General features: G+C 35.3%; 13 protein-coding genes. 10 read left to right on the top strand and 3 right to left on the bottom strand.

The genetic code is table 11. The features are described from left to right. Positions 1 to 16: 16 nt before the first annotated feature. Positions 17 to 379 (bottom strand): cupin domain-containing protein, encoded by a 363-nt coding sequence (locus KBJ98_RS11300; RefSeq protein WP_210790767.1) that lies wholly within the window; start codon positions 377 to 379, stop codon positions 17 to 19. A gap of 19 nt (positions 380 to 398) precedes the next feature. Beyond that, on the bottom strand, positions 399 to 1,925 hold the full coding sequence (locus KBJ98_RS11295; RefSeq protein WP_210790765.1) for a helicase HerA-like domain-containing protein: 1,527 nt from the start codon (positions 1,923 to 1,925) through the stop codon (positions 399 to 401). A 375-nt stretch (positions 1,926 to 2,300) separates the two neighbouring features. Between KBJ98_RS11295 and KBJ98_RS11290 the strand changes: the two genes are divergently transcribed. The 8 genes from KBJ98_RS11290 (at position 2,301) to KBJ98_RS11255 (ending at position 8,862) form a co-directional block, all read left to right on the top strand. Beyond that, complete coding sequence (locus KBJ98_RS11290) at positions 2,301 to 3,119, top strand: MotA/TolQ/ExbB proton channel family protein (protein ID WP_166136215.1); 819 nt, start codon at positions 2,301 to 2,303, stop codon at positions 3,117 to 3,119. 70 nt (positions 3,120 to 3,189) lie between these two features. Further along, the gene (locus KBJ98_RS11285) at positions 3,190 to 3,801 is read left to right on the top strand and encodes an ExbD/TolR family protein (RefSeq protein WP_394369381.1); all 612 of its coding nucleotides are present in this window, start codon (positions 3,190 to 3,192) and stop codon (positions 3,799 to 3,801) included. A gap of 18 nt (positions 3,802 to 3,819) precedes the next feature. Further along, on the top strand, positions 3,820 to 4,368 hold the full coding sequence (locus tag KBJ98_RS11280) for an ExbD/TolR family protein (RefSeq protein WP_166136221.1): 549 nt from the start codon (positions 3,820 to 3,822) through the stop codon (positions 4,366 to 4,368). Between the two features lie 36 nt (positions 4,369 to 4,404). Further along, positions 4,405 to 5,202, top strand: a complete 798-nt coding sequence (locus tag KBJ98_RS11275) for an energy transducer TonB (protein WP_210790761.1) — start codon at positions 4,405 to 4,407, stop codon at positions 5,200 to 5,202. Continuing rightward, positions 5,202 to 5,432, top strand: coding sequence for a hypothetical protein (locus KBJ98_RS11270; RefSeq protein ID WP_210790759.1), 231 nt, complete (start codon positions 5,202 to 5,204; stop codon positions 5,430 to 5,432). The genes KBJ98_RS11275 and KBJ98_RS11270 overlap by 1 nt, the downstream gene beginning before the upstream one ends. Positions 5,433 to 5,435: 3 nt before the next feature. Continuing rightward, positions 5,436 to 6,356, top strand: coding sequence for a PstS family phosphate ABC transporter substrate-binding protein (locus KBJ98_RS11265; protein WP_210790757.1), 921 nt, complete (start codon positions 5,436 to 5,438; stop codon positions 6,354 to 6,356). Positions 6,357 to 6,372: 16 nt separating this feature from the next. Beyond that, positions 6,373 to 8,046 carry a tetratricopeptide repeat protein gene (locus KBJ98_RS11260; protein WP_210790755.1) on the top strand — a complete coding sequence of 558 codons (1,674 nt, stop codon included), beginning with the start codon at positions 6,373 to 6,375 and terminating at the stop codon, positions 8,044 to 8,046. Positions 8,047 to 8,229: 183 nt separating this feature from the next. Further along, the gene (locus KBJ98_RS11255; RefSeq protein WP_210790753.1) at positions 8,230 to 8,862 is read left to right on the top strand and encodes a 7-carboxy-7-deazaguanine synthase QueE; all 633 of its coding nucleotides are present in this window, start codon (positions 8,230 to 8,232) and stop codon (positions 8,860 to 8,862) included. 63 nt (positions 8,863 to 8,925) lie between these two features. Here the strand turns inward: KBJ98_RS11255 and KBJ98_RS11250 are convergent, their stop codons facing one another. After that, the gene (locus tag KBJ98_RS11250; RefSeq protein WP_210790751.1) at positions 8,926 to 9,636 is read right to left on the bottom strand and encodes a class I SAM-dependent methyltransferase; all 711 of its coding nucleotides are present in this window, start codon (positions 9,634 to 9,636) and stop codon (positions 8,926 to 8,928) included. Positions 9,637 to 9,712: 76 nt separating this feature from the next. Between KBJ98_RS11250 and KBJ98_RS11245 the strand changes: the two genes are divergently transcribed. Together KBJ98_RS11245 and KBJ98_RS11240 are read left to right on the top strand one after the other, a co-directional pair. Continuing rightward, positions 9,713 to 10,207, top strand: a complete 495-nt coding sequence (locus KBJ98_RS11245) for a YkgJ family cysteine cluster protein (protein WP_210790750.1) — start codon at positions 9,713 to 9,715, stop codon at positions 10,205 to 10,207. A gap of 79 nt (positions 10,208 to 10,286) precedes the next feature. Then, positions 10,287 to 11,513 carry an ABC transporter permease gene (locus KBJ98_RS11240; RefSeq protein WP_210790749.1) on the top strand — a complete coding sequence of 409 codons (1,227 nt, stop codon included), beginning with the start codon at positions 10,287 to 10,289 and terminating at the stop codon, positions 11,511 to 11,513. The last annotated feature ends 79 nt before the right edge of the window (positions 11,514 to 11,592 follow it).

The raw sequence follows: 11,592 nt of genomic DNA, 5'->3' as shown, positions 1-11,592 counted from the left end.
ACGAATTTAAAAAGTGTTACTCTTCTCTATTAACATTTTCTATAGAGAAGGCAGGTGTACAAATGGCTATGTACTCGCATGGAGCATCAAAAGGATTTGAATACTGCACGCGCGTATTGCGCTCAATTTTTATGGATTGTCCTGCTTCTAAAACAATGGTTTCATCATCAATAATAAATTGTTTTTTACCACTAATAATATAGGTGTACTCATCAAATTCAGGAGTTTGAAAAGGTTCGCTCCACCCGGGCGGTGCTACCATGTGCGCTATTGATATATCTTTGTTTTGTGTGGTTGCTAAACCATGATGCTCTTCAATTAGTTTTCCGTCAGTAGTTGGAACAATAAAAGGGGCAGTTTGAATAAAATATTTTTTCATTTTTGATTATGGTCGATTGTTATTTTTTGAAAACTTTACTTAAAACTCCAAATACACCTCGAATGAAGGTGGCACTAGTAATTACTTTGAGTACTGATTTACCAACAACTTCGGCGGTGCTTGGTCCTTGTTTTTCTGTTTTAACGGTTTCTTCGGTTTCAGAAGTTGTGTTTTCAGAAGCTTCCTTAGTTGCGGCCTCAATTTTTTGATTCAGAATTTCGTAAGCGCTTTCGCGATCAATTAATTCACTGTATTTTTTAACTAGCTTTGATTTTTGATTAATCTCCTGAATTTCCGTTTCGGTTAAAATATCCATTCTGCTCATTGGAGCCCGCATCATAGTAGCCACTAGTGGAGTAGGGATTCCTTTTTCATTCAATGCGGTTACAAGCGCCTCTCCAATTCCTAAACTGGTCAAAATTTCGTCTGTTTGATAAAATTCTGATGTTGGGTAGTTGTCTGCGGTTTGTTTGATAGCTTTTCTGTCATTTGCTGTAAAGGCTCTCAAAGCATGCTGAATTTTTAAACCTAGCTGGGCAAGCACTCCACTAGGAATATCCATCGGGTTTTGCGTAATGAAATAAATACCAATGCCCTTCGAACGAATTAATTTGACAATAGTTTCGATTTGTTCAAGCAAAACTTTACTAGCTTCGCTAAATATTAAGTGGGCTTCATCAATAAAAATGACCAATTCCGGTTGTTCAGCATCACCTTTTTCAGGCATTTGCTGGTAAATTTCAGCAAGCATACTTAGCATGAAGGTCGAAAACAGCTTTGGTTTATCCTGAATGTCTGTTAATCGCAGGATATTGACATAGCCTTTTCCTTCCTCGTTGATGCGCAACAAGTCGTTGACGTCAAATGATAATTCGCCAAAGAACAAATCAGCGCCTTGTTGTTCGAGTTCAATTATTTTTCTCAAAATAGTTCCGGTAGTCGAAGTAGAAATTTTTCCGTATAATTCTTCAATTTCTTCTTTTCCTTCCTCAGTAATATAGTTGATTACTTTTTTAATATCTTTTAGATCAAGTAGTGGCATTGCATTATCGTCGCAATACTTAAATATAACTGCAACTACGCCAGCTTGCGTATCATTTAAATTTAAAATACGAGAGAATAGCACTGGTCCAAACTCTGAAATGGTTGCACGTAAACGAACACCGCTTTGCTCCGATAAGGTCAAAAGTTCAACAGGAAAACTTGCATTACTGTATGGAATATTGATTTTGGCGTGACGCTCTTGTATAAAGTCTTTAACTTCTCCCTCTTTTGCAATTCCGCTAAAGTCTCCTTTTATGTCCATCATCAACACGGGAACGCCAGCTTGTGAGAGTTGCTCTGATAGCACTTGTATTGTTTTTGTTTTACCGGTTCCCGTTGCTCCTGCAATCAGGCCGTGTCTATTCATTGTTTTGAGCGGAATAGTGACAAAGGTATCAAGAACAGGAACACCGTTCAAAATCCCTCCACCCAAGGTGATGCTTCCGCCTTTATGACTGTAACCGGATGTAATTTGTGTCTTAAAATCTAATGTTGTACTCATAGTTAGGCTTTGTTTTTATGCTTTTGCAAGGTATTGCATTTTTATAATATTACCAATTGTCGCTTTTTCTGCAGTGTTACTGCTTAATTGTTGCTAAATTGATGAGTTTGTAGTTTTCTTCTTAGTTGCTTTCTTATTGATAAATTACAATAAATAATCATAAAAAAACGATATTATTATATCTAAAATATCTTTATACTTAATGATATTGATGAAAATGAGGTCGTTAATCAATTAATTGTGTTTTTGAAATAAATTTAATGACAATTAAATAAAAAAAAGTTTTTTTATTTGAACTAAAAATATAAATTTGCCTAACTACAAGTTTAATATAACTAAGATAATTTATTTAAAACTATTAAAATTAAAAAAAAAATGGCAAACGTTAAAAAAGAAAAAGCGGCAAACGGAGGAGGAATGATCTCAGGAATCATTATTGTAGCATGTATTTTTGTTGGATGGTTGATTTGGAATTTCATAATGGGTAATGGTGCTAATTTCGAAGGTGGAGTTAATACGGGTCACCCACTACCAGGTAATATGTTGGCAATGGTTTACAAAGGAGGTCCTATTGTACCAGTATTGTTAGGATTGTTGTTAATGGTAGTTGTATTCTCATTTGAGCGTTTTGCTGTAATTTCAAAAGCAGCTGGAACAGGAAATTTAGATACTTTCATGATCAACTTACAAAAAGATATCAAATCTGGAAACATCGAAGGTGCTATTGCAGCTTGTGACAAACAAAAAGGTTCTGTTGCTAACCCAATCAAATCTGCTTTGTTGAAATACCAAGAAGTAAAAAGAGAAGGTTTAGATAGTGAAGCTGCTGCTGAAACTATTCACAAAGAAATCGAAGAGGTTACTTCATTAGAAATGCCAATGTTAGAGAAGCACATGACTGTACTTTCTACAATGGTATCTTTAGGAACTCTTGCAGGATTATTAGGAACTGTAACAGGTATGATTAAAGCATTTAGTGCGTTATCTGCAGCAGGTACTCCTGACCAAGCAGCTCTTGCGAATGGTATTTCTGAGGCCTTGATCAACACTGCAACAGGTATCTCTACTTCAGCATTAGCGATTATTGCTTACAACTTCTTTACATCTAAAATTGATACTTTGACTTACTCTATTGATGAGGCTGGTAATACAATTGTAAATACTTACAGACACTTCAGAAGTGCTCAAAAATAATTAATAATGTATTTTGCAGGAAGGTAACCTTGTAATGGTTGCCTTTTTGTAAAAATTAAAATATATATTGATGGCTATAAAAATGAAGAAAAAAGCAGGGTCTACGGACATGACTGCAATGTGTGATGTAGCTTTTCTTTTGTTGTCGTTCTTCGTAATGACAGCAACTGCAAAAATACCTGAAGCATTGCCAGTTGATACTCCTGCGTCGACAGTTCAGTCTAAGTTGCCAGAAGATAATTTAGCTACCATTACAGTAGGGAAAGGAAAAGTTTTCTATGATTTGAAAGGTAGAGAAGTTAGAAAAAAAGCGCTTGAATTGATGGGTGAAAAGTATGGTGTACAGTTTACAGAAACTGAATATGAAACTTTTGCTTTGATGGAAGGAATTGGTGTTCCAATTACTAGCCTAAAACAATTGATTGCAATGAAGACAGCTGACAGAAACAAACCAGGCGTTCAGCCAGGTGTGCCTAAAGATTCTTTAGATAATCAATTGAAAGATTGGATTTACACTTCACGTCAAGCAAATATTGATGTAAATGACAAGGAATTGCAAGTCGCAATAAAAGGTGACTCAAAAGAAGAGTATCCAGCTATTAAAAAAGTGATGGATATATTACAAGAGCAAAAAATCAATAATTTCAATTTGGTTACTGGTCTTAGAGCAACTACTAAATAATTTTAAAAATACACTAAAATGGCTGAATTAAATACCGGCGACGGTGGTGGCAAAAAAGGTGGTAAAGTAAGAAGTAAAAAATCAAACTCGAAAGTAGATTTAACTGCAATGGTGGATCTAGCGTTTTTGTTGATTACATTCTTCATGCTTACGACAACTCTGTCTAAACCTCAATCTATGCCTTTGGGTTTGCCAGATAAAGATGAGGATGATACCAAAAACAAGGACATCAAAGTTGATGAAAATCGTACTTTAACTGTTTTATTGGGAGATAATGATAAAATGGTTTACTATATGGGCTTATTAGCTACTCCTATAGCGGGTCCAAAAGAAATTGCTTACGGCAAAGAAGGAATTCGTGCCGAACTTTTAAAAAGAAAAGCATCTGTAGTTGAATACACAGGCAATAAAGACAAAGGTTTGATCGTTATTATTAAACCAGGTAAAAAATCCAATTACCGCAACCTTGTTGATATTCTTGATGAGATGGCTATTGTTGGAGTTCCAACAAATGCTATTGTAAATGATATTACACCAGAGGAATTAAAATTGATAGGAGATAAGTAAGCAAATTACTTATTGATAACCAAAAAATCAACAAAGATGAAATTAGACATATTTACAAACCAATGGCTTGACATTGTATTCGAAGGTCGAAATAAGGCGTATGGCGCTTACGAGCTTAGAAAGTCAAATAATAAGACAACAACGAAGGCTATGATCTTTGGGGCCATTGTATTTGCTGTTGCAATAAGTATGCCTTTAATATTAGGCTTACTTCCTGATTCTTCTGAAGATGATGCAGCGTTAGATACTAAAATTGTTAGTATTAAGTTGCCTCCTAAAAAAGAAGAAGTTAAGAAAAATATTCCACCACCTCCACCACCTCCACCAAAAGTGGATCAAGTGAAATTCGTTAAGCCTGTTGTTGCGAAAGCAGAAGAGGTGACCGAAGAGCCACCTAAAATGGTTGAGTTGAAGGATAAAAAGTTAGGTGCTGAAACTATCAAAGGAGATCCAGACGCAGTTTTGACTGTTGAGCCGGTAGGTACTGGTAAAGCGGAAGTTGTTGAAGAGGCTCCAGATAATCAAATTTACAACACCGCAGGTATCGAAGTAAAGCCTGATTTCCCTGGTGGAATTAATAAGTTTTACAAGTTTGTGGGAGACAACTACACAACTCCTGAAGATGCTCCTAGTGGTAAAGTGTATATTACTTTTGTAGTTGAAAAAGATGGGTCTTTAACCGACGTTAAAGTGGTTAGAGATGTTGGTTATGGTACAGGAAAAGAAGCTATTCGAGTTTTGAAAAAATCTCCAAAATGGTCTCCTGGTATACAAAATGGTAAACCAGTTCGTGTTCTGTATTCTATTCCAATTGTGATTCAAGCACAAGAATAATGTTAAATAACATACTTAATAATATTAAGAAGAAATCGCTTAGAGAGCGATTTCTTCTTGTTTTAGGAATTTTGTTTTTGGTGCTGTATGTGGTCTTGGGTAGTTTTATAATTTTTATGAAAAACTTTCCACTCGACATGCCTCCGGCTGCTAGAATGGCTTTTGGTGCGATTTTAATCGCTTATGCTTCGTTCCGATTCTCCAGAATCATTAATGATAACAATACTTAAGAAATGAAAAATTTTGTTAAACTATCCGCTGTTCTTTGTGTTTCGTTGTTTTTAGTGCTATTTTCCTGTAATCAAAACAAGAGTTCCGATGCACCTGAGACAATTTTAAAAGGTCAAGCTACCGTTTTTGTTGATGAAACTATAACGCCAATTGTGGAAGATCAGGTTGCTGTTTTTGAAAGTGAGTATCAAGCGAAGATTAAATTAAAATCCCAATCTGAAGCAGAAACAGTATTTTCTTTGGTTAACTCAAAGGGAGGTATTGCAATTTTATCTCGAGATTTAACGGTTGATGAACTAGAAATTTTCAAGCAAAGGAAAATTAATCCTAAGGTTACTCCTTTTGCTACGGATGCAATTGCTTTTGTGGTGAATAGAAACAGTACTGATACTTTAGTTGCCTTACAAGATGTTATTTCTTTTATGAAAGGACAAGAGGTTAGTGGTATCAAAGGTTTGGTGTTTGATAATCTTAATTCTAGTACTGTGCGGTATTTGCGAGAGTTGGCTGGTTTGAAAGATATTCCACAAAAAGGGATCTTTTCTTTTAAAACCAATGACGAAGTAATCAAGCATGTTTCTGAAAATGATGATTTAATCGGAGTTGTTGGTGTTAATTGGTTGTCGCAGCCTAAACCTGCTATGAAGCAGTTTACAGATAATTTAATTACCTTACGTGTTAAAGGTCTGAAGGGGAATGGTTATTATTTGCCTTCGCAAAATGATATAGCCGAAAAGAAATATCCTTTGGCACGCGATTTGTATATAATCAATTGTCAGGGATACTCTGGTTTAGGAATGGGCTTTGCTTCATTTGTCGGGGGAGATATTGGACAGCGAATTGTATTAAAATCGGGATTGTTACCTATTAGGATTCCTACTAGAAAGTTTACAATCACAAATAATCAAAATGATGATAAATAAATTAACTACTATTAAAATGAACAAATTAACAACATTCAGCGTTGCCTTTTTAGCTACAGCTTTATCGGCACAAGCTCAGGATTTAGCGCAAGCCAAAAAAGCTATAGATGCAGAGCAATACGAAAGTGCGAAGTCTATTTTAAAATCGATCATAAAAGCGAAGCCGTCAAATGGTAATGCTTATTTCACATTAGGTAATATCTATCTAACACAAAGCATTCAAGATTCAGCTAAGGTAACTTTTGATAAAGGTCTTGCGGCATCTGAAGACGGTAGGTTAAATAATATCGGTTTAGGTCAGATGGATTTGGACAAAATGGATATTGCAGCTGCTCAAGCAAAATTTGCCTTGGCTTTAAAAGACATGAAGAAAAGGGATGTTCAGGAATTTGTTTATGTTGCAAGAGCGTATATGAATGCTGAGAAACCAGATTATAAAGCAGCCATTGCAACCTTGACAAATCCTGCTATCAAGAATAATCAAGATGCTCAATTGCAATTAGCTTTAGGTGATGCGTATTATGGAGATGGTAAACAAAACGAGGCGTATGTTGCATATAGAAATGCTTTTCAATTAGATAGTTCTTTATTGAAAGCCAAAATGCAATTAGGAGTATTGTTGAAAGGTGCTAAGTCTTATGACGAAGCTTTAAAAGCGTACAATGAAGTAATTGCTATTAATCCAAGTTATGGTCCTGTTTACAGAGAGCTAGCTGAAACGTATTATAAAATTGCGCGTAACAAACCTTCAACCGCTGCTGCAAATTACAAGATTGCTCTAGAGAATTATGATAAATACATGTCATTTACAGATTATTCTATTCAGTCTAGAATGCGTCGTGCTGACTTTTTGATTTTGATCGAAGATTATGCTGCATTAGAGGTTGAGGCAAATAAAATGATTGAGTTGGATAAAGTAAATCCAAGAATTTACCGTTACTTAGGTTATGCTGCCTACAAAAATGGTAATACTGATGTTGCAATTAAATCATTGGAGACTTTTATCAATACCCCTGGTAACAAAGTAATCACTTTAGATTATTTGAACTTAGGTTTAAGTAGAATACAAAAGGGAACTTCTGCTGATGGTGCTTCTATTGATAATGCTGCATTTACAGCTGGAGTTGCAGATATTAAAAAGGCGATTGAAATGGAGCCCTTAATCGTGCAATCTTTAAGTGAGGTTGGAAGAAAGTTCTTTACTCAAAAGCTATACAGTGAAGCTGCAGCTATTTTTGAATTTGGTGCAAACACTAAAGAGTCAACTAGCTACCTTGATGATAATGTTTATTTTGGATTATCTCACTACTATGCAAACGCTAATAAATTAAAAGATGGTAAAGTAGATAAAGAAGGTATGGCTAAAGCTGATGCTGCTTTTGAGAGAATTCTTGTTGCAAGTCCAACTTACAACGAAGCTTACCTTTACAGAGCGCGCGCTAACAGATTGTTAGAAAAAGACGACGTTATGGTGCAAAACTATCAAGAGTATGTTTCAAAAATTTCTGCTTTAGGTGAAGCGGAAGTTGCTAAGCCAGCTGTAAAAGCTAAGTTTATCGAAGCTTACAATAATATGGCTGCAAGTTTTGCCAATTCTGACAAAGCAAAAGCAATAGAGTTTTTCAATAAAACCTTAGCATTAGATCCTGCAAACAATTATGCTGCAGAATCAATTAAGATTTTAAAATAATTAAATCTTTTATAAGTAATAGACCGGTGACTTTTAGTTACCGGTTTTTTTATTAGGTACAGGTAGCATGATAATAGGATATCTAATCTTTTGTTCTTGCCATTGTTGTGCTTGTAGTGTTTCCTTGTGTTTATGCAATCATCTACTTTCAAAAAGTGTATCTTTGCACTTTAATTTACAATAATGTTATCAAAAGAAATTCAGTTAGAGGTTAATAAAGGGGCTATGCTTCCGTTGATGGAGGAGTTTTATACCATTCAAGGCGAAGGGTATCATACAGGAACTGCTGCATACTTTATCCGTATAGGTGGTTGTGATGTGGGATGCCACTGGTGTGATGTGAAAGAGAGTTGGAATGCCGAATTGCATCCGCCAACAGCTGTTGATACCATTGTGCATAATGCAAGTCAATATTCAGAAACTGTCGTGGTTACTGGTGGTGAACCTTTAATGTGGGATATGGAGCTTTTAACCGCTAAGTTAAAAAGTAAAAATCGCAAGGTACACATTGAGACCTCGGGTGCTTATCCGTTGTCTGGTAAATGGGATTGGATTTGTCTTTCTCCAAAAAAAAATAAATTGCCCACAACTACCGTTTACAATAGTGCTCATGAGTTGAAGGTGATTATTCATAATAAACATGACTTTATTTTTGCCGAAGAGCAAGCAGAACTCGTTAATGATAATGCTATTTTGTTTTTGCAACCGGAGTGGAGTAAAAAAGAAGAGATGACACCACTAATAGTTGACTATGTCATGAATAATCCCAAATGGCGCGTTTCCTTGCAAACTCACAAATATTTGAATATTCCTTAAATACAAAACCTCGACATTCATGATGATCGAGGTTTTTTTTTACTTTCCATTCGTATTGTTCTTTTACATTGATAATCGTGCGAGGTAATCATAATGATCTCCCTCTTTGATAAGTTCACATTGCAAACCTACATCATGTGCTGTATTTTGAAGTGTATTGTAATCAAGATATAACCAAGGAAAATCTTCTTCTTTTTCGTTTTTGTACTTTATACTAAATTTTAGCTCGCCATAATATCCATCAGAAGGAATCCATTTTCCGCCATCTTCATCGTTGTCGAACATGTAAATTAGATCTGATGAGTCAATTAATATTTGGCCTTGTGGCGCTAGCAAAGTTTTAACATGTTTTAAATATTTAGGTGTTTCTGCCAAAGTTCCAAATATCCCGGTACCATTCATAAGTAGTAAAATAGTATCGTATTGATTTCCGTCCGAGCTAGTGTCTAGAATATTTTGAACCGTTGCGTTTTGTACACCACGTAGTAAACAGGTTTTAATAGCATTTGCAGAAATGTCAATCGCGTGAACATTTAGTTTTTTTTCGTTTTGTAAGTACAAGCTATGACTTCCTGCTCCACATCCTACATCTAACACCTTACCTGTTGTCATTTGTAAAGCAACTTGTTCTAGTAATGGCATTTCTTGAAAAGAACGAAATAAATAAGCTACCGACATTTCATCCTCTTCTGATATTGTGGTTTCGGTTAATATATTTTCAGGTGAATTGTTGGTTTGGTAATCGAGCATTGCTTTTCCAAAAAGATCTTTCATATAAATTGGTGTACGTTGTAATCGTTATTACTCTAGAAGTTGTTTACTTTTGTATTTCAAACTTTAAAAAGGACACTTGAAACAGATTTTAAATAACCTTCCTAAAGAGGCCAAAGATAAGCATATCGAAAATAAAAAGTATTTTGATAAGCTGAAAAAGAAGACACCTAAGAATCTCGATTATGTAATGCAAGATTTGCATGATGCTGAATTCAAAAAAACGGATTGTTTACAATGTGCTAATTGTTGTAAAACAACAGGGCCTTTGTTTACTTTGGCTGATATTGAAAGGATTTCAAAACATTTTAGACAAAAACCACAGCAATTCATTCAGCAGTATTTGCGTATCGATGAAGATCAAGATTATGTACTGCAATCGGTTCCTTGTACTTTTTTAGATAATGACAATGCTTGTTTTATTTATGATGTACGACCAAAAGCATGCAGAGAGTTTCCGCATACTGATCGTAAAAAGTTTCAGCAAATTACAGATCTTACTTTAAGTAACGTTGCAATTTGTCCCGCAGCATTTAATATTGTAGAGGCGATGAAGAAAAAGTTGCCTCTGTAAGTTACTTTTGGTAAAACTTTGTCAGATGATCAAGTTGCTAATGTATCCATTCAATAACCATTGATTAAAAAATAAGATTTTGAATTTAGAATATTTTATTGCCAAAAAGCTAATTAAAGCCAAGGAGCATAAAAGCACTATTTCGTCTCCCATTATTAAAATTGCGGTGGCTGCCATTGCAATTGGTATAATTATGATGATTGTCTCTGTGGCAACAGGTGTTGGGTTGCAACAAAAAATCCGAGAAAAAGTAGCTGCTTTCAATGGTCATATTGAAATTACAAATTATGATAGCAATCAGTCTGATGTAACCTTGGTTCCTATTTCTAAAAAACAAACCTTTTACCCAAAGTTTTCGTCTGTTCAAGGTGTTGATCACATTCAAGCTGTGGCTAGTAAAGCGGGAATTATTAGAACGCCAACGGCTTTTGAAGGAATCGTCTTTAAAGGAGTAGGTAACGACTACAAGTGGAATAATATTCAAGAATACTTAGTAGAAGGTCGAATTCCAAATACTGCAAATAATCTAAATGAAGAGGTGGTGATTTCGCAGTTCATTGCAAATCGTCTCAGTTTAAAATTGGGAGATAGCTTCAATACCTTTTTCATGAAGGAGCAGGGATATAACTTAAGAAATTTTAAAATTGTAGGTATTTTTAATTCCGGTTTTCAAGAATTTGATGCGTCTTATATTTTAGGTGATATCCGTCACGTGCAGCGAATGAACAAGTGGAGCCCTGACCAAGTAGGTGCTTTCGAAATTTTTGTTCGGGACTTCACGGCCATTCAAGCAGTAGGCGAGCAGGTGTACGCCGAAACCGCATCGACATTAGATAGCAAAACGATAATCGAAAAATACAGTTATATCTTTGAATGGCTTCAATTATTTGATATCAACATCATTGTTATTTTAGTAGTGATGATTCTGGTTGCAACCATCAACATGGTCGTAGCATTGTTGGTACTTATTCTCGAGCGAACACAAATGATTGGTATTCTCAAAGCATTAGGCGCAAATAATTGGTCAGTGCGTAAAATATTTCTTTATAATGCAGGTCATCTTATCGGTCGAGGTCTTCTTTGGGGCAACGGAATAGCTATTTCGTTGTTGTTGCTGCAAGATCAATTCGGAATTATAAAGCTAAATCCAGAAAATTACTATGTCAATCAGGCGCCGGTATCAATAAGTATTCCTGCTATTTTATTAATAAATGTTTTAACCGTAGTGGTGTGTTTACTTGTTTTAGTAATTCCCTCGTACATCATTACAAAAATTTCACCGGTCAAAGCCATTCGTTACGATTAATTTTTTTTCGTGCGTTCCGCCTTACTTGCTCTTGCCTTTTGTTAGGGCAAGATCAAGAAAGGCGTCGGGCTATTCGCTG

Source organism: Flavobacterium erciyesense, from assembly GCF_018069925.1.
Taxonomy (GTDB): Bacteria; Bacteroidota; Bacteroidia; order Flavobacteriales; family Flavobacteriaceae; genus Flavobacterium; species Flavobacterium erciyesense.
This window is presented reverse-complemented; position numbering and strand designations above follow the sequence as displayed.